Annotated in this window: 18 protein-coding genes; 11 read left to right on the top strand and 7 right to left on the bottom strand. The window is 74.2% G+C overall.

Annotation, left to right across the window (positions count from 1 at the left end; genetic code table 11):
- Positions 1 to 105: 105 nt before the first annotated feature.
- The 4 genes from ACIGXW_RS16525 to ACIGXW_RS16510 are packed head-to-tail and all read right to left on the bottom strand — an operon-like array spanning position 106 to position 7,737.
- Entirely contained in the window at positions 106 to 1,317 is a 1,212-nt protein-coding gene (locus tag ACIGXW_RS16525) for a cytochrome P450 (RefSeq protein ID WP_360907482.1), read from the bottom strand.
- Positions 1,317 to 2,918 carry an FAD-dependent monooxygenase gene (locus tag ACIGXW_RS16520; RefSeq protein WP_399573616.1) on the bottom strand — a complete coding sequence of 534 codons (1,602 nt, stop codon included), beginning with the start codon at positions 2,916 to 2,918 and terminating at the stop codon, positions 1,317 to 1,319. Before ACIGXW_RS16520 ends, ACIGXW_RS16525 begins: the two co-directional genes overlap by 1 nt.
- A complete protein-coding gene (locus ACIGXW_RS16515; RefSeq protein WP_399573615.1) occupies positions 2,915 to 6,211 on the bottom strand; it encodes a ferritin-like domain-containing protein in 3,297 nt (1,098 codons plus the stop codon). Before ACIGXW_RS16515 ends, ACIGXW_RS16520 begins: the two co-directional genes overlap by 4 nt.
- Positions 6,211 to 7,737: a flavin monoamine oxidase family protein gene (locus ACIGXW_RS16510; protein ID WP_399573614.1), complete on the bottom strand. Its 1,527-nt coding sequence runs from the start codon at positions 7,735 to 7,737 to the stop codon at positions 6,211 to 6,213. The genes ACIGXW_RS16515 and ACIGXW_RS16510 overlap by 1 nt, the downstream gene beginning before the upstream one ends.
- A 413-nt stretch (positions 7,738 to 8,150) precedes the next feature.
- Between ACIGXW_RS16510 and ACIGXW_RS16505 the strand changes: the two genes are divergently transcribed.
- The 3 genes from ACIGXW_RS16505 to ACIGXW_RS16495 all read left to right on the top strand — a co-directional run bounded on the left by ACIGXW_RS16505 (position 8,151) and on the right by ACIGXW_RS16495 (position 11,273).
- Complete coding sequence (locus ACIGXW_RS16505) at positions 8,151 to 9,134, top strand: DMT family transporter (RefSeq protein WP_399573613.1); 984 nt, start codon at positions 8,151 to 8,153, stop codon at positions 9,132 to 9,134.
- A gap of 108 nt (positions 9,135 to 9,242) precedes the next feature.
- Complete coding sequence (locus tag ACIGXW_RS16500; protein ID WP_399573612.1) at positions 9,243 to 9,743, top strand: inorganic diphosphatase; 501 nt, start codon at positions 9,243 to 9,245, stop codon at positions 9,741 to 9,743.
- A gap of 36 nt (positions 9,744 to 9,779) precedes the next feature.
- On the top strand, positions 9,780 to 11,273 hold the full coding sequence (locus ACIGXW_RS16495; RefSeq protein ID WP_399573611.1) for a hypothetical protein: 1,494 nt from the start codon (positions 9,780 to 9,782) through the stop codon (positions 11,271 to 11,273).
- A 13-nt stretch (positions 11,274 to 11,286) separates the two neighbouring features.
- On the opposite strand, the gene ACIGXW_RS16490 is transcribed toward ACIGXW_RS16495, so the two are convergent.
- Both ACIGXW_RS16490 and ACIGXW_RS16485 read right to left on the bottom strand, forming a co-directional pair.
- Positions 11,287 to 11,700 carry an SsgA family sporulation/cell division regulator gene (locus tag ACIGXW_RS16490; RefSeq protein ID WP_071965439.1) on the bottom strand — a complete coding sequence of 138 codons (414 nt, stop codon included), beginning with the start codon at positions 11,698 to 11,700 and terminating at the stop codon, positions 11,287 to 11,289.
- A 281-nt stretch (positions 11,701 to 11,981) separates the two neighbouring features.
- Positions 11,982 to 13,187 carry a sensor histidine kinase gene (locus ACIGXW_RS16485; RefSeq protein ID WP_399573610.1) on the bottom strand — a complete coding sequence of 402 codons (1,206 nt, stop codon included), beginning with the start codon at positions 13,185 to 13,187 and terminating at the stop codon, positions 11,982 to 11,984.
- A 141-nt stretch (positions 13,188 to 13,328) separates the two neighbouring features.
- On the opposite strand from ACIGXW_RS16485, the gene ACIGXW_RS16480 reads away from it, so the two are divergent.
- Entirely contained in the window at positions 13,329 to 14,429 is a 1,101-nt protein-coding gene (locus ACIGXW_RS16480) for a WD40/YVTN/BNR-like repeat-containing protein (RefSeq protein WP_399574037.1), read from the top strand.
- Here ACIGXW_RS16480 and ACIGXW_RS16475 read toward each other — a convergent pair.
- Positions 14,418 to 14,717, bottom strand: a complete 300-nt coding sequence (locus tag ACIGXW_RS16475) for a YciI family protein (protein WP_071965435.1) — start codon at positions 14,715 to 14,717, stop codon at positions 14,418 to 14,420. The two genes, ACIGXW_RS16480 and ACIGXW_RS16475, sit on opposite strands and share 12 nt — an antisense overlap.
- A gap of 79 nt (positions 14,718 to 14,796) precedes the next feature.
- On the opposite strand from ACIGXW_RS16475, the gene ACIGXW_RS16470 reads away from it, so the two are divergent.
- The 7 genes from ACIGXW_RS16470 to ACIGXW_RS16440 all read left to right on the top strand — a co-directional run bounded on the left by ACIGXW_RS16470 (position 14,797) and on the right by ACIGXW_RS16440 (position 20,723).
- On the top strand, positions 14,797 to 15,489 hold the full coding sequence (locus ACIGXW_RS16470) for an endonuclease V (RefSeq protein ID WP_399574036.1): 693 nt from the start codon (positions 14,797 to 14,799) through the stop codon (positions 15,487 to 15,489).
- Between the two features lie 123 nt (positions 15,490 to 15,612).
- Positions 15,613 to 15,750, top strand: a complete 138-nt coding sequence (locus tag ACIGXW_RS16465; RefSeq protein WP_399573609.1) for a hypothetical protein — start codon at positions 15,613 to 15,615, stop codon at positions 15,748 to 15,750.
- 2 nt (positions 15,751 to 15,752) lie between these two features.
- A complete protein-coding gene (locus ACIGXW_RS16460; RefSeq protein WP_399574035.1) occupies positions 15,753 to 16,688 on the top strand; it encodes a dihydrodipicolinate synthase family protein in 936 nt (311 codons plus the stop codon).
- 36 nt (positions 16,689 to 16,724) lie between these two features.
- Entirely contained in the window at positions 16,725 to 17,081 is a 357-nt protein-coding gene (locus ACIGXW_RS16455) for an MmcQ/YjbR family DNA-binding protein (protein ID WP_399573608.1), read from the top strand.
- 103 nt (positions 17,082 to 17,184) lie between these two features.
- Complete coding sequence (locus ACIGXW_RS16450; RefSeq protein ID WP_399573607.1) at positions 17,185 to 18,333, top strand: CaiB/BaiF CoA transferase family protein; 1,149 nt, start codon at positions 17,185 to 17,187, stop codon at positions 18,331 to 18,333.
- Complete coding sequence (locus ACIGXW_RS16445; RefSeq protein ID WP_399573606.1) at positions 18,330 to 19,472, top strand: acyl-CoA dehydrogenase family protein; 1,143 nt, start codon at positions 18,330 to 18,332, stop codon at positions 19,470 to 19,472. The genes ACIGXW_RS16450 and ACIGXW_RS16445 overlap by 4 nt, the downstream gene beginning before the upstream one ends.
- A 36-nt stretch (positions 19,473 to 19,508) precedes the next feature.
- Positions 19,509 to 20,723, top strand: a complete 1,215-nt coding sequence (locus tag ACIGXW_RS16440; RefSeq protein WP_399573605.1) for an acetyl-CoA C-acetyltransferase — start codon at positions 19,509 to 19,511, stop codon at positions 20,721 to 20,723.
- Positions 20,724 to 20,750 lie beyond the last annotated feature (27 nt).

Genomic DNA, 20,750 nt, shown 5'->3' with positions numbered 1-20,750 from the left:
GCCGAACGATCGGCAAGGTAGTCATGGCGCGCGGGACCGGTCACCCGCAACGTTCCGGATTGACGGCCGGCCGCCCCCGCACCGGGAACGGCCGGCCGGGGTCCGCTAGCCCCGCGTCCGTACCGTCAGCCGCGACGGGCCGTGGAAGACCAAGTCGTCCGCCCACCGCACCGGTTCCTCCGACAGGGCGAGCCGGGGCAGGCCCCGCAGCAGCTCGCCCAGCCCGATCTCCGCCTCGGCACGTGCCAGCGGGGCGCCGACGCAGTAGTGGACGCCCATGCCGAAGCCGGTGTGCCGGCGGGCGTCACGGCGGACGTCCAGGCGGTCGGGGGCGTCGAAGTGGGCCGGGTCGCGGTTGGCCGAGCCCAGCACCAGCGTGACCTTGGCGCCCTTCGGGACGCGCCGCCCGCCCACCTCGTCGTCCTCGCGGGCCCACCGGCTGATCATCTGCACGGGCGAGTCGTACCGTACGAGCTCCTCCACCGCCTCCCGCATCAGCTCCGGCCGCGAGCGCACCAGGGCGAGCTCGTCGGGGTGGGCGAACAGCGCCAGCAGGCCCTTGGCGATCAGGTTCGTGGTCGTCTCGTGGCCCGCCGTGAGGAGGTGGATGCACGTGCCGACCAGCACGTCGTCCCCGAGCGGCAGTTGCTCCTCCGCGTGCAGCATGGCGGCGATCAGATCCGCCGCGTTCGGACTGCGCCCCGCCCTGCGGCGGGCCAGCTCGGCGCGGAAGTACGCCTCCAGCTCCCGTGCGGCGGCGTCCGCGACCCGGAACGCGTCGGCCCGCCGGGCCACGCGCGAGCTGGTGGCCTGCTGCAGGTCCACGGCCTGCGCCCGGAACCAGGGGCGGTCCTCGCGGGGCACGCCCAGCAGCTCGCTGATGACCAGGATGGGCAGGGGCGCGGCGAAGCCGTCGACCAGGTCGGCGGTGGGCGACCGGGCCAGATCCGCGACCAGATCGGCCGCCAGCTGCCGCACACGCGGACGCAGCCCCTCCACGATCCGCGGCGTGAAGGCCTTCGCGACCAGCGCGCGGACCCGCGTGTGCCGCGGAGGGTCCATGAAGACCATCCAGTTGGCGGTGGTCCGCCGCAGGTGGGGGCACTCCTCGGGCAGCCGGGCGGGCGGCGCGCCGCGCCCGTAGCCCCGGCTGGTCAGCACCCGCGCCACGTCGTCGTGGCGGAAGAGGTACCAGGAGTCGTCGGACAGATGGACCGGGTCGCCCTCCCGGTAGCGCCGGTAGAGCGGGTACGGGTCCTCGAGGTCGACGTCCGCCGTCCGGAAGGGGGCCAGGCCCGTCGGGTTCCCGTCATCCATCACGCGCCTCGCATCCTGTCCGCCCACGGCCCGGGGTCCGCGGGCAGCCGGGCGCCGCACCAGGCGACGTGCCCGTCCGGGCGCACGAGTACGTACGGGCTGCCGTAGAGCTCCGCCACCGGGCGGTGCTCCTCCAGCCGGACCGTCTCCAGGGGGACGCGCCGCCGCGCGAAGGCGTCCTGCACCGCCTTCTCCGCCGCCTCCGTGCCGTGCGCCGCGGTGAAGCACAACAACACGAAGGCGCGGCCGAAGAGATCGAGCGTCGAGGCGCCCTCGCCCAGCCACGCGTGCGGCGCCCGCGCCCCCGGCACGGCCCGTGTGCGCCAGTCGCCCTCGCCCCCGCCAGCGATCAGCGGGGAGGCGTAGCGGAACCCGAAGTGCACGTCGGGGGAGTCGAATTCGTGGCGCACCCCGCCCCGTTCCATCCCGGCCGACAGCTCCGCCCTGGCCCTGGCGCCCTCGGCCGAGTCCAGGAGGATCTCCTGCGGCAGCTCCCGGCGCATGGTGCGCATGAGATGGACGTTGGCCTCCTCCAGGCTGCCCTCGGCCACCGGGCGGCGCTCGGTGGCGTACGCGTCGAGCAGCCCCGGTCCGGCCCAGCCGGCCAGTTCGCCGGCGAGCTTCCAGCCGAGGTCGGCGGCGTCGGCGATGCCGGTGTTCATGCCGAACCCCCCGGACGGCGACAGGGTGTGCGCGGCGTCGCCCGCGAGCAGCACGCGGCCGTCGCGGAAGCGCTCGGCGACGCGATGGGTCAGGTACCAGACGTTCTCGGAGAGGATCTGCACGGGCGTCTCGGGGGCGATGGCCGCACGCACCATGGCCAGGGCGTCCCCGTCCACGGCGGGCTCCCCCTCCCGTACCCCCACCGTCAGCCGGTACAGCCCCTGCCCGTCCATGGACCGCAGCGGGAAGCGCAGCGCCGGCGGCCGGGTGAGGAAGTACACCAGGGCGTTGCGGTCGCCCAGTTGGCCGCGCAGGCGGGGGGCGCGGAAGAGGATGTTGCGGAAGACGCGGGTGGCGTGGCGGCGCGGCGCCTCGATGCCGGCCGCCTTGCGCACGGGCGAGGCGGCGCCGTCGCAGGCCACCAGATAGCGGGCCCGGACGGTCAGGCGGGCCCCGCCGTCCGTCAGGTCCGTCAGCGTGGCGCTGACCCCCTCGGCGTCCTGGGTGAAGCCGTCCAGCCGGCACCGCAGGCGCAGCGGGCCGTCCGGGTGGACTCCCACCTCCCGCATGAGCAGGGGCGCCAGCCAGTGCTGCGGGCACGGGTGCTCCGGCTCGGGGGTGTGGGCGAGCTCCGGGCGGCCGTCGACCGTGCCGAAGTCCAGGCGGTGGATCTCATGGCCGCCGACCGCCGTGACCCAGGCGATGTCCAGCGGGTGGTCGCCGGGCCAGCCGGCGGTACGGATCCGGCCGGCGACGCCCCAGCGGCGGAAGAGCTCCATCGAACGCGGGCCGACGGTTCCGACCTTGGGGTGGGCGACCGTGCCGTCGGAGGCCTCCACCTCGATGAAGTCGACGCCCCGGTAGGCCAGGTCCAGGGCCAGCGCCATGCCGACGGGGCCCGCGCCCACGATCAGCACATCGGTGTCGTAGTTCCTCATGGCTGTTCCCCACTCCGGCGGAAGAAGTCGGCGTAGAAGGCCGTCATGTCGGCGACCTGGGCGGGCACCGGCCCGCACTTTCCGGCCGTGGCCGCCACGTGGTCGAAGCGCAGCGCGAGCGAGCGCCGCGCCACGTCGGGCCGGGGGCCGAACGACGGCGGGGCGTCCAGCTCGAAGGTCGGGCCGGCCGTGCGGCCGCGCCGGCCCGACTCCATCGTGACGAGCAGCTCCGCCAGCGGGCGCATCACACCGGTCATCACGTCGATGGAGGCGTTCATCAGCTTCGAGCGGCGCAGGCTGCCGTCGGGACTCTCCCCGAAGTGCTGCACCATCAGCTGCAGCATCAGGTGGTACGAGCGGTTGAACAGCCGTGCCACCGTGCGCGCCTCGGGGTCGGTGATCTGGTCCTTGGCCGCGTCGCCCGCCCCCAGCGTGGGGTTGCGCAGCACCGGGTAGGCGGGGCTCCAGGGCACCAGCCGGCCGTGCGGCCCGGCGACGCGCTCGGTGGTCAGCAACTCGCCGATGCGCAGGAAGCTGTGGAAGTGGGAGGTGTCCGAGGGCGCGGCGGAGCCCAGGACGCCGCCCTCGCCCTGTTCGCTGATGAAGTCGACGGCGAACAGGGCGCTGGAGAGGTCGTCGACCTCCAACTGGTAGTCCGGATGGACGGTGTTGACCGACTCGCGCATGAACACGTGGTGCTCTCCGCCGCCGCGCCCCTTCTCCACCAGAAACAGGTCCGGGACGCGCTGCAGCCCTTCGCGGATGCCCGCGTAGAGCTCGCTCACCGAGCCCCAGGAGAAGCCCAGCGGGCGGACCGCCTCCAGTCGGGTGCCGCCCTCCCGCCGGACCTCGGGCGTCAGGCCCGCCGGCTGTTCGATGGCGATGTACCGCTGCACGCTGCCGACGCTCAGCCCCTCCAGCGCGAAGTCCAGCGGCACCGGCAGCTCGCTGTTGATCGTCGCGAAGTCGATGGACGGGACATGGAACGGCTCGCCCATCGCCATGATGATGTTGTTGACCAGCAGGAAGTGGATCATCTCCTCGCGGGCCACGTTCAGCAGGACGCCGCGGATCCCGTCGTCCAGCGTCGCCCCGCCCTGCCCGCAGGCCAGTTCCAGCTGCTCGGCCGTCCACTGCCCCCGCCGTACGTACTCCCGGCCGGCGCCGTGGGTGGGCACCGAGAACGCCGCGTACAGGTACTGCAGCATCACGGCGAGCTCCAGGGTGGCCGCCTGCTTCAGCACCGTCCACAGCTCGCCGCGGGTGGCGATGGCCGGGCCCCGGTCGAGCACGGCGGGCACGGTCAGGGGCGGGCGCACCCGGGCCTGCTGGTTGCGCAGATACGCCAGCAGCAGGCGGGCCTTGGGGTCGGAGAGGTCGCGTGTGGGCGGCATGTAGTACGTCTTCGCCTTGTTGCTCGGGTCGCACATCTGCCACACCAGCTCCGCGTACGTCTCGACCTTGCAGCGGTCGGCGAGGCTGAAGACCTCCGAGCGCATGAAGGAGGAGACGTGCTCGTAGTAGGCGAAGATCTCCCGGTGCAGCAGCTCGAAGTCGACGCTGTCACGGGGGATGTCGTCCAGGTGCCAGTCGTCGGGCAGGACGCGGACGGCCAGGGAGCCGGCGCCCGCCCAGTAGCCGAGAGCGTCCTCGTCGTCGTACGCCGCCCAGGCCGAGCCCGGCCCGCCGGGGCCGGCGGGTGCCGGCCGGTCGGCGGGGCCGGTGGAGAGCAGGACCCGGCAGGTGCCGGCCCGTTCGCCGCGCAGGGTGAGCAGGCCGTGGCCGTGGTCGTCGGTCTCCACGACGCAGTCCTCGGCGTACGCCCCGTCGCCGCCGCGCATCCCCAGCACGACGGCGTCGCCGCACCGCGCCCCGGGGCCGCCCGCGACGGCGTCGGCCGGCAGGGCGCGGGGGTTGAAGTACTGCCGTACGCGCACTCCGGCGCTCGCCGGGCGGCCGCGCACGTAGGACCGCAGCGGTACCTCCACCGGGTGGTCGCTGTCGCGGCCGCGGTGGTGCACCACCACCAGGGCCTCGTCGCTCTGGACGTTGACCTCCCGCTCGGTGAGCAGCGTCGTCCGCCGCCCGTCGCCTCCCGTGCCGGTCAGGCACAGGGCCTCGTCGGCGGCCGCCTCCCAGCCGGGTTCGGCGGCCACGGTGACCAGGCCCGCGGTGCTCGCGTCGTCCCCGGTGTACGCGGCGGCCGGTACGCGCGCCACGAGCCGGTCCGTGGCGGCCGTGCGCAGTTCGAGGTCGCCGGCGTCCAGGGGCGGGCCGAGCCGGTGCAGCGGGCCGGGCCCCGCCTGTGCGGCGCGGCCGGTGACCGGCACCGCGGTGATCATGTCGAGCCCGGCCCGCCCGTGCGCCAGGTGGACCGTGAGGTGGTGCAGCGGGCCGCCCGCCCCCGCGCGGGGGGCGAGCAGCCGGCCGGCCGGGTACGTGCGCAGCTCGTGCGCGTACCAGGGGGCGATCGTCCCGCGCACCCGCCAGTGGCCGGGTGCGTCGGGGACGAGGGGGGAGGCCATGTTGTCCAGCGCGAACCGTACGACCAGGCCGTCGGCCTCCTCGACGGCCTCGCGCAGCGCGCCGACGGCGGGGGAGAGCCCGGCGTCCGGCAGCCACCGCGGCCCGTGCCCGCCGCCGTCGGGGCCGTCCGGGGCGTCCCGGTCGGTGACCACGAACTGGTGCACGGCGCTGTAGCGCAGCTGCGGGGCCAGGATGTGGTCGCCCACGTCCAGGATGTGCCCGAAGTCCACCCAGCGCGGCGGCTGGAGGCCGCCGACCGGGCCCGTGAGCATATAGCCGTCGTCGTGCGAGCGCCCCAGGCGGCCGAAGCCGAACCGGCCGATCATCAGGGCCGTGGTCCACCGGGAGGCGGGGTCGAGGTCGAAGACCCGGGCGCGGTTGACGGTGGTGCGCAGGTAGTCGTTGTAGTGGCCCCAGACGTCGACGCCGCGGCCGACGACCGGGTCGGTGGTGTCCGGCGGACCGTCGGCGACCTGCGCCGACACGATCCGGGCGTCGATCAGGAAGTGGCCGTTGCCGTCGAAGTTCCAGCCCTTGGCGAGGCTGAACTCCCCGTCGGGGCAGGGCCGCCCCGACGCGTCGAAGCGGGGACCGCGCCGCTGCAGATAGGCGTGGTACTCGGCGGCGGGCCGGTCGGCGGGGAACGGCCCGTCGTCGGTCAGGGCGCGGTTGGCGGCCAGGTCGACCAGCCCGCTGCGCGGGCCGGTCGGCAGCTTCGTGACGGCGGTGCCGGCGAAGTGCAGCCTCGGCAGGTCGAAGACGCTCATCACAGAGCTCCCGCGGTGTTGGGCCGTCCGGTGACGGACGCGCGGCGGTGGGCCGGCCGGAAGCGCTCGACGTCCTCGACGGCCCACAGGGCGGACTCGATCGCTCCCTCGATCCAGGCGGGCGCCGTGGAGCAGTGCTCGCCCGCGAAGAACAGCCGGCCCACCGGGCGGGCGGCCCGGATGCGCTCCTCCTCGCACTCGGCGGCGTTCTTCCCCCAGCGCGTGGCGCAACCGCCCCCGCTCCAGGGGTAGTCCCCCCAGGCCATGCTCACGGCGCCCAGCACCATGCCGGGGGTCGTCAGTTCGGGATGGACGACGCTGAGCTCCTCCAGGACCACGCGGTGGCGGCGGCGGGCCGACATCCGGCCCAGCCGGGCCGCCTCGTCGCCGATGGTGTAGCTGGCCAGCAGGGCCGCCCCCCGGCCCGGATCGCCGTCGGCGGGCGGGTAGTACGTCTGCCGGATGCGCCCGCCGGTGAACGAGGCGCCGCCCTGGATGCCGCCGTGCCGCCAGAACGGCTCCCGGCAGTGGAAGGCCACCTTGGTGGCCGGGCAGTAGACCACGTCCCGCAGGGCGGCCAGCTTGTCCTCGTCCAGGCCGCTGAGGCGCATGCGGCGCATGACGGGGAAGGGGACGGTGCTGACGACGAAGTCCGAGCGGTGGACGATCGTGCGGGAGCCGGCGCGGACGTGGACCAGGACGTGGTCGCCGCGCACGTCGATCCCCGTCACCCGGCGGCCCGTCGAGATGTGGCCGCGGATCCGCGAGGCCAGCCGGTCCGTCAGCTGGTCCATGCCGCCGTCCAGGCGCAGCAGGTCGGGGCTGGTCTCGGCGAGGATGTCGTCGAGGAAGCTGTTGAGCCTGCCGCTGCAGCCGGCGCGGATGCCCGGGTGGGCGGAGAACAGCGAGTGGAGGTCGACCCGGTCGCGGTCCGGCCCGCGCAGGTGTCCGCTCAGATCGACGCGCGCCACCAGGTCGAGCAACTGGCGGCGCAGGTCCTCGCGGAGCGCCTCGCGCAGGTCCGGCGGAGCGATGGCGTCGACGATGGCCGTCAGCCACGCCCCGAAGACGATGGTGCCGCGGTCGTACCGGTGGCCGGGCACATGACGCTCCAGCTCACGCCGGAAGTTCTCGCGCAGCGGCCCGGCCGCGTCCCGGATGCGGATGAAGCCCGCGGCCGTCTGGAGGAATGCGTTCTCCTCCGACATCAGGGTGGTGAAGGCGCGGAGTTTGCCCTCGAGGCCCATCCGCCGAATGTATTCCAGGGTGTTGTGGTGGTGGGTCGGAATGCGCATGGCGCCCAGTTCGACGGACGGTGCGCCCGGGGCGTCGCCGAACCGGTGGGTGTGGATACGCCCACCGATACGGGTGTTGCCCTCGAGGATCTCGACGCGATAGCCGAGCCGCTCCAGCTCGTACGCCGTCACGAGGCCGGAAATTCCGGCACCTATGACAGTGACCCTGCGGCTGTCCTGTTCGAATTTATCGAGCGCGTGCACATGCCAAACTCCTGAACTGCCGGACATTGAAGCTTCCCCCCGTAAACGTGCATGTATTCCCCGTTTGAGCCTACATAGCGTTTTCCTATACGTAGGCCCTACACAATGGTATTTCAGGTCACCCTCATTCCCGCAGCCGATTTCCCGGTGGGCGTCGACAAACGCGTAGACGGCATACGCATAAAAGCGGTCCGGGATCATCCGGATATGTCGTGGGACAATGCGCCGGGTAAAGACGGGTGCGCCTGACGGGCGCCGCATATCGCGCGGCAGTCATCCGAACCGCCTACTCGTACTCCACCGGTAGTACGAGAAAGCCCGTACCCAAGTACGACGACGAAGGGCCCCGCGGCAGGCATGGTTGAGGGCATGGAGCACGAGGGGACCGAGCACAGAGCCGGGCGGGAACACGGGGGCGGAGCCGACTGCAGAGGCGGCTCGTGAGCGCGCTCGTGGTCTCGGTGCTGCTGTGTCTGGTGTCCGCCGTCTGCTACGCCGGGGCGGCCATCGTGCAGGAGCGCGTCGCCGCCACGGGCGGCGACGGCGCGTACGCCCCGCTGCGCCGGGCGGGGTGGTGGGCCGCGGTCGCGCTGACCGGTCTGGGCGCCGCCCTGCATGTGGTGGCGCTGGCGTACGGGCCGCTGAGCCTGGTGCAGCCGCTGGGCGCGCTCACCATCGTCTTCGCGCTGCCGATGGCCGCGCTGTTCGTCCACCGGCCCGTCGGGGCGGTGGGCTGGCGCGGCGCCTTCCTCGCGACGGCGGGTCTGGCGGGGCTGCTGAGCCTGACAGGGCCACCGAGCGCCGAGTCCATCGACGGCGCCCAACGCCCGGTGCTCGCCGCCGCGGTGCTGGCCGCGGTGGTCCTCCTCGCGCTCGCCGCGCGCTGGACGTGCCGGCCCGTCGTACGCGGCGTGGTCCTGGCGACGGCGGCCGGTGCCGCCTTCGGAATGGGCTCGGTCTTCACCAAGGCCGTGGCCGAGGACTGGACCTCCCATGACACGGACTTCGCCGGCCTGCTGCCGAGCTTCGGCGTCATCGCGCTGCTCGCCTCGGCCGGGATGCTGCTGTCACAGGCCTCCTACCGGGGCGCCGGCCTGGCCGCCCCGCTGGCGACCGTCACCGTCGTCAATCCGGTGGTGGCGGCCGTCGTCGGCATCGTGGGACTCGGCGAGGCCTTCCGCTACGGCGTGACCGGCGGTCTGCTGGCGGGTGCGGCGGGCGCGGTGGCCGCCGCCGGGGTGGTGACACTGACGCTGCAGAATGCGACCAGGGCGGCGGACGCGGGGGCCGATGCGCCCATCGCCCCTGGTCCCGATGCGGTAGACGCCCCCACGGCCGATGGCGTAGGAGGACCCCGGGTGCCCGGCGCCCGGCAGCCCGGGCGGTGTCTGGTTTCCACCCGTTCGGGCCCGAAGTCCCGCTGAGGGGCGGCCCCCAGCGGTCAGGGCCGCTCCGTCGCGACGCGGCATGGCGCCCGCGGGGCGGCACGCGTCACCATGGTGATCCGGCCGTCCCCCTCCCCAGGAGCCACCGTGGACTTCGACGTCGTCGTGGAGATCCCGCAAGGCAGCCGCAACAAATACGAGATGGACCATGAATCGGGACGCATCCGCCTCGACCGCATGCTGTTCACCTCGACCCGCTACCCGGCCGATTACGGCTACATCGACGGAACGCTCGGCGCCGACGGAGAGCCGCTGGACGCGCTCGTCCTGGCCGGCGACCCCACCTTCCCCGGCATCGTCATCCGCTGCCGCGCCATCGGGATGTTCCGGATGCGGGACGAACAGGGCGAGGACGACAAGGTGTTGTGCGTCCCCTCCGCCGACCCCCGCCACGAGCACCTCAGGGACCTCAGACACCTGCCCGAGTTCGACCGGCTGGAGATCCAGCACTTCTTCGAGGTCTACAAGGCCCTCGAACCCGGCAAGTCCGTCGTCGCCGCCTGCTGGGCCGGCCGCGACGCCGCCGTCACGGAGATCGTCGCCTCCCGGGTGCGCGCCGAGCGGGCGGGGGAGAGCGCCTTGTGGTGACGCGGTAGCGGCACCGCGATGCGGTAGACAGGGGCCATGGCCACGACCGACCGGCGGGCCGGACCCGCCCCCGGCGCCACGGACACCCCGTCCCCGCACCGCCGCAACACCCGCCTCGCGGCCGTCGCCCTCGCCTACGCCGCCCTCCAACTGTGCTACGCGGTCGCCCACATGCACCTCGGCTGGGACGAGAGCGTCTACCTCTCCCAGGTGGACCCGCGCCATCCCGCCGCCTACTTCAGCGCGCCCCGCTCGCGCGGCATCACCCTCCTCGTCGCCCCCGTCATCGCCGTCACCTCCTCCACCACCGCCCTGCGCGTGACGCTGGCGCTGCTCTCCTCCGCCGCCCTGTACGCCGCGTTCGCGGTGTGGCAGCCGCTGCTCGGCCGGGCCCGCGTCGCCCTCGCCGGGCTGCTGTTCGCCGGACTGTGGATCACCGTGCTCAGCGGCCCCGAGGTCATGCCCAACCTCTGGGTCGCACTGACCTCCGTCGCCGCGGTGGGCTGGTTCCTCAGGGCCCGCCACGACGGCCCCGGGCGCCGCAGGTCCCTCGTGGCGCTGGCCGCCTCGCTCGCCGCCGTCGCGCTCCTGCGTGCCCCCGACGCCGGCTGGCTCGCCCTGCCCCTGCTCGCCGCCTGCGCGGGCGTACGACAGTGGCGGCGCCCCGCCACCGCGGCCGCCGTCGCCGGCGGGCTCGCGGCGGGCGGTGCCCAGTGGGTGACCGAGGCGTACGCGCGGTTCGGCGGCATCGGCCGGCGGCTGTCGGTCTCCAGCGGCACCGAAGGCGGCATGGGCGAGCATCCGGGCGCCGGGCTGCGCGCCGCCTACCGCGCCCTCAACGGACCTCAGCTGTGCCGCCCTTGCCACATCGCGGGCCCCTCCCTCACCCACGCCCTGTGGTGGCTGCTGCTGCCCGCCCTCACCGCGGCGGCGTGCGCCCTCGCGCTGACCGGCCGCCGCCGCGCGCGGGGCGCCGCCGTCACCCTGCTGCCGGTGGCCTGCGCCCTGGCCCTCGCCACGCCCTATCTGCTGCTGCTCGACTACTCCGCGCCACGCTTCCTGCTCCCCGCCTACGCACTGCTCGCCCTGCCCGTGGCCGGCCTGGCCCTCGATGCGGTGGCCGCGGCCCGCAGAGGCCGCGCCCGGCTCGCCGTGTCCGTACTGCTGTGCGTCGTGCCGGCCGCCCATCTCGCCGTGCAGGCCCAGGAACTGCGGGCCAACACGGCCGACGCCCGTGACACCGCCGTGCGTTACCACCGCGCCGCCCAGGAACTGGGCCGGCTCGGGCTGACGGCCCCGTGCCTGGTCACGGGACCCCGCGCACAGCCCGTGGCCTACGCGGCGGGCTGCGCCTCCGCCCAGATCACCGGCAACAACCGCTCGCACTCCGCCGCCGACATCGTCCGCAGGGCCTCCCGTATCCCGACGGCACTTCTGCTCGACACCGAGGACCCCTACCTGCCGTCCTACGCGCGCGATTGGCGCCCCCACCGCCTGCCGGGCACCGACTGGCTCGCCTACCTCCCCTAGCGGCCCGGCACCGTCAGGCCTGGCGCAGCAGCGCGGCCAGGTCGCTGTCCACGTCGAGCTGGCCGCCCTCGCCGCCCGCGGGCACCAGGGCGTACGACCGCGCCAGGAAGGAGCGCAGCTCGGGGGTGTCGATCTGCACCATGGCCACCCCTTCCTGCGCGTGGAACTCCAGCACCGTGCGGTGCGGCCCGCAGGGCCACACCCGTACGTCGCCGCCGCCCGCCGAGCGCAGCAGCCCGCGGGCCAGCAGGTCGCGGGCGAAGGCCCATTCGACCTCCGCGCCGTCGAGCGAGGCCGCCGCGGGGAAGGCGATGCGTACGGCGAACGGGTCGGTGCGCTCGTACCGGAGGTGTGCGGGGACCGTCCGGGACGGCGGGGCCGACGCGATGATCCGTGCCTGGACAGGCTGTTCGATGACAGTGGACAACGCCAGCTCCCTTGCGATTGTTTTCCGGGTGGTGCGCTTCCGTGCCGCGTGCGACGTCCGCTCTACGACCGACTTCTCTTCTCCGGTGGGTGAGACGGTCGATCGATCGCGGTAGTGCACATGAATCCAGCGTGAGCTGCGTCACTTGCCTTGAAAAAGAAGACATTTGCCTTCTAGGTCTACGAACTCAAAGGAATACCCCAAGCATGGGCGGAACCATGCCGTCCGTCTGTGATTTCGGATGCTCAGGGATCAGGACCGCGTGCGGGGGTCGTGCGGTTTCACTGACGGACAGGAAGAACCGCCAGTACCTCCCAGCCGCCCCCGGCGACCGGCCCCGCCGTCAGCGAACCGCCGATGGCGTCCGCCCGTTCGGCGATCCCCACGAGGCCGAGCCCGCCGCCGTCCTGAGGGGTGCGCGGGCCGGAGGCGTGCGCGGGGTCGCCGTCGTCGCGCACGGACACGAACAGCCGTTCCCCCGACCGTCGTAGCGTCACCTCCACGGCGGACGCGTCCGGACTGTGCCGGTCCGCGTTGGCCAGGCCCTCGCCCACGATGCGGTGCACGGAGGCGGCGAGCTCGGGCGCGAGCCCCGCGTCGAAACCGGGCTCGACGCTCAGGGTGACCCGCGCGCCCGGGTGGCCCTCGCGGAAGCCGTCGACCAGCTCGGCGGTGCGCTCCAGACCGGGCAGCGGACCGCGCCGGGCCCGGTCCTGCTGCAGCACCTTCAGCAGCCGCCGGGCCGAGGTCATCGCCTCGTCGCCCGCCTCCTGGATGTCGCGCAGCGACGCCGCGACGCGCTCGTCCCGCGCGAGCGAGCCGGTGGCCTTGGCCAGCAGCGTCATCGCCGCCACGTGATGGGCGACGAAGTCGTGCAGCTCGCCCGCCAGCTCCAGGCGCTCGGCCTCGCGCGCGGCGGCCACTGCCCGGGCGCGCTCGACGTCGCGGTGGCGCAGACACAGGCCCGCCGCCGTCACCACCGCCACCACCAGGGCGTACGCGACGACGGTGGCGCTCAGCGCCTCCGCGTCCCGCACCGGCGCGGCGAGCACCCCCACGGCCAGCCCCGTCCCCAGCGGCACCGCCGTCCGCACCGGGGTGCGCCAGGCGACCACGCCCAGCATCACGAGCAGGGCGGCGCTCTCGGTGATCCCCCAGGCCGGCACGTGCTGCCCGGCCACCAGCAGATAGCCGGTCGCAGCCCAGGACACCGCCACGGCCGCCGCCGCCCGCGCGGCCAGCTGCGCCCACGGCAGGACGCAGGCCGCCACCAGCAGTCCTGCGACCCAGACCACCAGGTGCGCGTGATGGCCGCCCGGGGAAGAGGAGTAGGCCGCCCCCCGGCTCAGCACCCGGCCCTCGATCATCCACAGCCCGCCCAGGACCGCCAGCAGCCAGCCGCGGCCGCGCAGCGCCTGCCGCGGGGCGCGCAGCACGGCCGGCGCGGTGCGCGGTGACGGCAGGGGCGGCAAGGGGAGCTGGGCCATGGGCCCACGCTAGGCGGCAGGACCGGCCGTCCGGATCGTCCGTACGGCCACACACCATGGCCGAAAGGATGAATCTTCGACGTTCCCGCATTCCATGGACGGCCCCGCCGGGCTCCGCTAGCTTCCGGCCTCATGAGACGCATGGGGAACAAGGGGAAGACAGGTACGGCACTGCGCATCCTGCTCGCGGGGGCGTCCGTGGCGGCGCTCGCCCTGGCCGGGACGGCGCCGGCGCACGCCGGGCAGCGGCCCGCGCCCCGCCTGTCCTGGGAGGCGAAGGACAGCGGCACCGACGCCCGCTTCCGGGGGCTCGCGGCGGTCGGCCGCTCCACGGCGTGGGTGGCGGGCACCAAGGGCACGGTGCTGCTCACCCGGGACGGCGGCCGCCGCTGGCGCGACGTCTCCCCGCCCGGCGCGGGCGAGCTGGAGTTCCGGGACGTGGCGGCCTTCGACGCGCGGCACGCGGTCGTCCTGGCCATCGGCGAGGGCGAGGCCTCGCGGATCTACCGCACGGACGACGGCGGCGCCAGCTGGACGCAGACGTTCCGCAACACCGACCCGAAGGCCTTCTACGACTGCGTGACCTTCTTCGACCGGCGCAACGGCATAGCACTGGGCGACCCGGTCGACGGAAAGTTCCGTGTCCTGGCCACCGGGGACGGCGGCCGCAGCTGGCGGCTGCTGCCCTCCGACGGGATGCCGGCGGCCCTGCCCGGCGAGGCGGCGTTCGCCGCGAGCGGCCAGTGCGTGGTGAGCTCCGGCCGCCGGGACGCGTGGATCGCCACCGGCGGCGCGGCCGCCTCCCGCGTGCTGCACTCCGCCGACCTGGGCCGCACCTGGACCGTCACCCAGGCGCCCGTACCGGCCGGGGACCCGGCGCGCGGCGTCTTCGCCCTCGCCTTCCGCGACCGGACCCACGGCCTGGCCGTCGGCGGCGACTACCGCGCCGGCAAGCCCTCCGAGCGGGCGGCCGCCGTCACCGCGGACGGCGGCGCCACCTGGAGCCCGGCCGGCCGCCCGCCCGCCGCCTACCGCTCCGGCGTCGCCTGGCTGCCGCACGGCCGCGCCACGGCCCTCGCCGTCGGCCCGACCGGCAGCGAGGTCACCACGGACGGCGGCCGCACCTGGACCGGCTTCGACACCGGCTCGTACGACACGGTCGACTGCGCGCCCGACGGCGGCTGCTGGGCGGCGGGGGAGAAGGGACGGACGGCCCGGCTCCGGGTGCGGTCAGGAGGGTAGTTCCTGGCGGTACTGCTCCAGCGCCGCCGCGGTCTTCGTCGGAATGAACTCGGTGACGGTGTACTCGCACACCCCCGCCACCGTGAAGGGGTCGCTCCGGGTGATCTCCTCGATCTTCGCCCGGTCGTCGCCGAGGGCCAGGATGATCCCGCCGTCGCGCGGCACCTTCCGGCCGGAGGCGATGAAGACGCCGGACGCGTAGTGCGCGTCCAGCCAGGCGACGTGCTCTTGGAGGGCGGCGTCGATCCGCTCGATCGGCGCGATGTAGGTCAGCTCCAGTACGAACATGATCGACAGGCTACGCCGCCGGCCGGCGGGGGTGCCCGCCGACCGGCGCGACGCGCCCGTCGCCTACCGTGGGGCCATCATGAGCGACGCATACGACCTGCCGCCCGACTGGCCCACGACGGAGACGGAAGCGAGGGCCGTCCAGGACGAGTTGCGGGGCCGGGTGGTCCTGGACGAGATGGGCCCGCCGCCCGGCGGACCCCTGGTCGTGGCCGGCGTGGACGTCGCCTACGACGACGGGCGCGACCTCGTCGCGGCGGCCGCCGTGGCGCTCGACGCGCTCACCCTCGAGGTCGTCGGCGAGGCCACCGCGACCGGCCGCGTCTCCTTCCCCTACGTCCCCGGTCTGCTCGCCTTCCGCGAGATCCCCGCCGTGCTCGCCGCCCTGGACCACCTGCCCGTCACCCCCGGCCTGGTCGTCTGCGACGGCTACGGGCTCGCCCACCCGCGCCGCTTCGGCCTGGCCTCCCACCTCGGCGTGCTCACCGGCCTGCCCACGATCGGCGTCGCCAAGAACCCCTTCACCTTCCGCCACGAACCGCCCGGCCCGCACCGCGGCGACGCCTCCCCGCTGCTGGACGGCGAGGAGGAGGTCGGCCGCGCCCTGCGCACCCAACAGGGCGTCAAACCGGTCTTCGTCTCGGTCGGCCACCGCGTGAGCCTGGACCACGCGTGCGCCCACACCCTGCGGCTGTCCCCGCGCTACCGCATCCCGGAGACCACGCGCGCCGCCGACTCGCTGTGCCGGCGCGCCCTGCTCGCCGGCGGATAGCCCGTACGCCCCGACGGGATTGCGCGCGCCCCGCGCGGGCAGCTTTCCCGGGAGCCGTCGCCGGCCCCGGCCAGGGGCCGGGCGTATCCGGCGGCGCGGCGGGACACGGAAGGCGGGCGCACGATGGACGACGAGGCGGGCCCGGAAGCACGGGCGGGCGGCACCACCGCCTGGATCACCTCCTCCACCGGGAAGGGCGGGGGGACGCTCCTGCCGCGCCGCGGCGTCGGGGACCCGGCCGACGGCCCGGGGCGGTCGTGACCGTGCCGCTGCCCGTGCCCCTGACCGGTGTGGTGCCCCCGCTGTGCACTCCGCTCACCCCCGCCGGGGACGTCGACGCCCGCTCGCTCGCCGCCCACGTCGAACGCCTGCTCGCCGCCGGCGTCGACGCCGTCTTCGCCCTCGGGACCAGCGGCGAGAGCGCCCATCTGAGCGACGCCCAGCGCCGGGACGCCCTGCGCGCCACCGTCGACGCCGTCGCCGGGCGGGTGCCCGTCCTGGCCGGTGTCATCGACATGACCACCGCCCGCGTCCTGGAGCACGCCCGCGCCGCCGCCGGGCTCGGCGCGGACGCGCTCGTCGCCACCGCCCCCTTCTACACCGGCACCCACCCGGCCGAGACCGCCGCCCACTACCGCCGGGTGCGGGACGCCGTCGACCTGCCGCTCGTCGCCTACGACATTCCCTCCGCCGTCCACACCAAGCTCGCCGCGCCGACGTTGCTCGAACTCGCCGCGGACGGGACCCTGGCCGGGCTCAAGGACAGCAGCGGCGACCTCGGCGCCCTGCGCCGCCTGCTCCTCGCCCTGCGCGGGCACGGCCTCGACCGCACCTTCGCCGTCCTGACCGGCTCCGAACTGACCGTCGACGCGGCCCTGCTGGCCGGCGCGCACGGCGTGGTGCCCGGCCTGGGCAACGTGGACCCGGCCGGCTACGTACGGCTGTACGAGCACGCCCGCGCCGGGCGCTGGGCCGAGGCGGCCGCCGAACAGGACCGGCTCGCGGCGCTGTTCGCGCTGGTGGACGCGGGCGACCCGGCCGAGATGAGCGGCAGCGCGGCCGCCCTGGGCGGCTTCAAGGCGGCGCTGCACCTGCTGGGCGTCATCGACTGCGCGGCGACGGCGGCACCGCTGCGGCCGCTGCCGGCGGAGGCGGTGGCGGCGGTACGGCGACTGCTGGTGGAGGCCGGGTTGCTGTGACCGGGGGCCTGTGGCGGAGCCGCATATGGTGTCCCCATGTCCCGGAAATCCGTGCGTGAATTCGCCCTCTCCCTCCCCGGCGCCGTCGAAGAGTTCCCCTGGGGCGAGGACGCGGTGGTCAAGGTCAACAAGAAGATCTTCGTCTTCCTCGGCGACGAGCAGAACACCGATTCCCCCGCCATCTCCGTCAAGCTCAAGGACGAGGAGGCCCACGGCCACGCCCTCGCCGTACCCGGCGCCGTCCCCACCTCCTACGGCCTGGGCCGGCACGGCTGGGTGACGATCCCTCTGACCGGCGGCGGCGCCCCCGCCGAGCTGCTCTGCGACTGGGTCGAGGAGAGCTACCGCACCATCGCCCCCAAGCGGCTCGTCGCCGAACTCGACGCCGGCTGACGGCGGACGGGGCCCGCCAGGGGGCTTGTGGACGGTGGAACACGTTCTTAACATCGCGAGTGTTACAGCGGTTATGTCATAAGAGACCGGACGTGGGGGCCGCATGGCAGGCGCAGGGAACGGTCCGCTCACCGGAGTGCGCGTGGTCGAGCTCGCGGGGATCGGGCCCGGCCCGTTCGCCGCGATGCTGCTCGCCGACCTCGGCGCCGACGTGGTCCGCGTCGACCGCCCCGACGGCCAGGGGCTGCACATCGACCCGGCGTGCGACGTCACCAACCGCAACAAGCGCTCGGTCCTGGTCGACCTCAAGGCGCCGGACGGCCCGGGCACCGTGCTCGACCTCGCCGAGCGGGCCGACATCCTGATCGAGGGCTACCGCCCCGGCGTCGCCGAGCGCCTGGGCGTCGGCCCCCGCGAGGCCCTCGCCCGCAACCCCGCCCTGGTCTACGGGCGCATGACCGGCTGGGGGCAGGACGGGCCCCTCGCCCGCACCGCCGGGCACGACATCGGCTACATCGCCGTCACCGGCGCCCTCGGCATGACCGGCCCCGCCGACGGCCCGCCCGTCGCCCCGGCCAACCTCCTGGGCGACTACGCCGGCGGCTCCCTCTACCTCGTCATCGGCGTCCTCGCCGCCCTCCAGCACGCCCGCGCCCACGGCGCCGGCCAGGTCGTCGACGCCGCCATCGTCGACGGCACCGCCCACCTCACCGCCATGCTGCACGGCATGATGGCGGCCGGCGGCTGGCAGGACCGGCGCGCGGCCAACCTCCTCGACGGCGGCGCGCCCTTCTACGGCACCTACGAGACCTCCGACGGCGGCCACATGGCGGTCGGCGCGCTGGAGCCCCGGTTCTGGGCCGAGTTCACCCGCCTCCTGGGCATCGAGGAGGCCGCGCCCGACCGTGCGGACGCCGCCCGCTGGGACGAGCTGCGCACCGTCATCGCCGAGCGCTTCCGCGGCCGTACCCGCGCCGAGTGGACCGAGGTGTTCGAGGGGTCGGACGCGTGCGTGGCGCCCGTGCTGTCGCTGCGCGAGGCCCCCGGGCACCCGCACCTGGCCGCGCGCGGCACCTTCGCCGACCACGACGGCGTCACCCAGCCCGCCCCCGCCCCGCGCTTCTCCACCACCCCCGGCTCCCTGCGCCGCCCGCCCGCACGGCCCGGCGCGGACACCGCCGAGGTGGCGCGTGACTGGGGCGTCCCCGGACTTCAGCAGCCCGCGCCCCGGAAAGGCAGCGAGAACTCATGAAGCGTCAGATCTTCACCCCCGACCACGAGGCCTTCCGCGCGACGGTCCGCACCTTCCTGGACAAGGAGGTGACCCCGCACCACGAGCGCTGGGAGGAGGACGGCATCGTCTCCCGCGACGCCTGGCTCGCGGCCGGCCGGCAGGGCCTGCTCGGGCTCGCCGTGTCCGAGGAGTACGGTGGTGGGGGCAACACCGACTTCCGCTACAGCGCCGTGCTCACCGAGGAGTTCACCCGCGCCGGTGCCTCCGGGCTGGCGATCGGGCTGCACAACGACATCGTCGGCCCGTATCTGACCACGCTCGCCACCGACGAGCAGAAGCGCCGCTGGCTGCCCGGCTTCTGCACGGGCGAGACCATCACCGCCATCGCCATGACCGAGCCCGGGGCGGGCTCCGACCTGCAGGGCATCCGCACCGTCGCCGAGGACCGCGGCGACCACTGGCTGCTGAACGGCTCCAAGACCTTCATCTCCAACGGCATCCTCGCCGACCTGGTCGTCGTCGTGGCCAGGACGACGCCGGAGGGCGGCGCCAAGGGGCTGAGCCTGCTGGTGGTCGAGCGGGGCACGCCGGGCTTCGAGCGGGGCCGCAACCTCGACAAGATCGGGCAGAAGGCCCAGGACACCGCCGAGCTGTTCTTCGACGACGTCCGCGTCCCCAAGGAGAACCTGCTCGGCGAGCGCGACGGGGCGTTCGTGCACCTGATGACCAACCTCCCGCAGGAGCGGCTGAGCATCGCCGTCGCCGCGATCGCCGGGGCCGAGCAGCTGCTGGAGACGACCACCCGGTACGTCAAGGAGCGCGAGGCGTTCGGCCGGCCGCTGGCAAAGCTCCAGCACATCCGCTTCGAGATCGCCGAGATGGCCACCGAGTGCGCCGTCACCCGCGCCTTCCTCGACCGCTGCGTCACCGACCACGACCGGGGCGAGCTCGACGCGGTGCACGCCTCCATGGCCAAGTGGTGGGCGACCGAGCTGCAGAAGCGCGTCGCCGACCGCTGTCTGCAACTGCACGGGGGATATGGCTATATGACCGAATACCGGGTCGCCAAGGCCTTCACCGACGGCCGGATCCAGACGATCTACGGTGGCACGACGGAGATCATGAAGGAGATCATCGGCCGCTCCCTGCTCTCCTGACCCGCTTCCCCCGGACCTCTTGAAAGGCTTACGACCTTGAGCACCGAAGCGTACGTATACGACGCGATCCGCACCCCGCGCGGCCGCGGCAAGGCCAACGGCGCCCTGCACGGCACCAAGCCCATCGACCTCGTCGTCGGCCTGATCCACGAACTGCGGCGCCGCTTCCCGGATCTGGACCCGGCCGCGATCGACGACATCGTGCTCGGCGTCGTCAGCCCCGTCGGCGACCAGGGCTCCGACATCGCCCGCATCGCCGCCATCGCCGCCGGGCTCCCCGACACGGTGGCGGGCGTCCAGGAGAACCGCTTCTGTGCCTCGGGCCTGGAGGCCGTCAACCTCGCCGCGGCCAAGGTCCGCTCCGGCTGGGAGGACCTCGTCCTCGCCGGCGGCGTGGAGTCGATGTCCCGGGTGCCCATGGCCTCCGACGGGGGCGCCTGGTTCGCGGACCCGATGACCAACTTCGACGTCAACTTCGCACCCCAGGGCATCGGCGCCGACCTGATCGCCACGCTGGAGGGCATCTCCCGGCTCGGCGTCGACACCTTCGCCGCCCGCTCCCAGGAACTGGCCGCCGCGGCGTGGAAGGAGGGCCGCTTCGACCGCTCCGTCGTGCCGGTGCGCGACCGCAACGGCCTGGTCGTCCTCGACCGGGACGAGCACATCCGCCCCGGCACCACCGCCGAGACCCTCGCCGCCCTCAAGCCGTCCTTCGCGGCCATCGGCGAGCAGGGCGGCTTCGACGCCGTGGCGCTGCAGCAGTACCACTGGGTGGAGAAGATCGACCACGTCCACCACGCCGGGAACTCCTCCGGCATCGTCGACGGCGCCGCGCTCGTCGCCATCGGCAACCGCGAGGTCGGCGAGCGCCACGGGATGCGCCCCCGGGCCCGCATCGTCGCCGGCGCCGTCTCCGGCTCCGACCCCACGATCATGCTCACCGGCCCGGCCCCCGCCACGCGCAAGGCGCTCGCCAAGGCCCGGCTGACCATCGACGACATCGACCTCATCGAGGTCAACGAGGCCTTCGCGGCCGTGGTGCTGCGCTTCGCCAAGGACATGGGGATCGGGCTGGAGCGCATCAACGTCAACGGCGGCGCCATCGCGATGGGGCACCCGCTGGGCGCGACCGGGGCGATGCTGCTCGGGACGGTCGTCGACGAGCTGGAGCGGCGGGGCGGACGGTACGGGCTGATCACGCTGTGCGTGGGAGGTGGGATGGGGGTCGCGACGATCGTCGAGCGCGTCTAGTCGTTCCCCCGCTCCCACCCCACCCCC

Origin of the sequence: Streptomyces sp. NPDC053079 (assembly GCF_044546695.1) — a bacterium.
Taxonomy (GTDB): domain Bacteria; phylum Actinomycetota; class Actinomycetes; order Streptomycetales; family Streptomycetaceae; genus Streptomyces.
This window is presented reverse-complemented; position numbering and strand designations above follow the sequence as displayed.

Excerpts from the sequence above, each read along its gene's own strand:
- ACIGXW_RS16525 (WP_360907482.1), bottom strand. The coding sequence starts at position 1,317 with ATGGATGACGGGAACCCGACGGGCCTGGCCCCCTTCCGGACGGCGGAC.
- ACIGXW_RS16520 (WP_399573616.1), bottom strand. The coding sequence starts at position 2,918 with ATGAGGAACTACGACACCGATGTGCTGATCGTGGGCGCGGGCCCCGTC.
- ACIGXW_RS16515 (WP_399573615.1), bottom strand. The coding sequence starts at position 6,211 with ATGAGCGTCTTCGACCTGCCGAGGCTGCACTTCGCCGGCACCGCCGTC.
- ACIGXW_RS16510 (WP_399573614.1), bottom strand. The coding sequence starts at position 7,737 with ATGTCCGGCAGTTCAGGAGTTTGGCATGTGCACGCGCTCGATAAATTC.
- ACIGXW_RS16495 (WP_399573611.1), top strand. The coding sequence starts at position 9,780 with ATGGCCACGACCGACCGGCGGGCCGGACCCGCCCCCGGCGCCACGGAC.
- ACIGXW_RS16485 (WP_399573610.1), bottom strand. The coding sequence starts at position 13,187 with ATGGCCCAGCTCCCCTTGCCGCCCCTGCCGTCACCGCGCACCGCGCCG.
- ACIGXW_RS16480 (WP_399574037.1), top strand. The coding sequence starts at position 13,329 with ATGGGGAACAAGGGGAAGACAGGTACGGCACTGCGCATCCTGCTCGCG.
- ACIGXW_RS16475 (WP_071965435.1), bottom strand. The coding sequence starts at position 14,717 with ATGTTCGTACTGGAGCTGACCTACATCGCGCCGATCGAGCGGATCGAC.
- ACIGXW_RS16470 (WP_399574036.1), top strand. The coding sequence starts at position 14,797 with ATGAGCGACGCATACGACCTGCCGCCCGACTGGCCCACGACGGAGACG.
- ACIGXW_RS16465 (WP_399573609.1), top strand. The coding sequence starts at position 15,613 with ATGGACGACGAGGCGGGCCCGGAAGCACGGGCGGGCGGCACCACCGCC.
- ACIGXW_RS16455 (WP_399573608.1), top strand. The coding sequence starts at position 16,725 with ATGTCCCGGAAATCCGTGCGTGAATTCGCCCTCTCCCTCCCCGGCGCC.
- ACIGXW_RS16450 (WP_399573607.1), top strand. The coding sequence starts at position 17,185 with ATGGCAGGCGCAGGGAACGGTCCGCTCACCGGAGTGCGCGTGGTCGAG.
- ACIGXW_RS16445 (WP_399573606.1), top strand. The coding sequence starts at position 18,330 with ATGAAGCGTCAGATCTTCACCCCCGACCACGAGGCCTTCCGCGCGACG.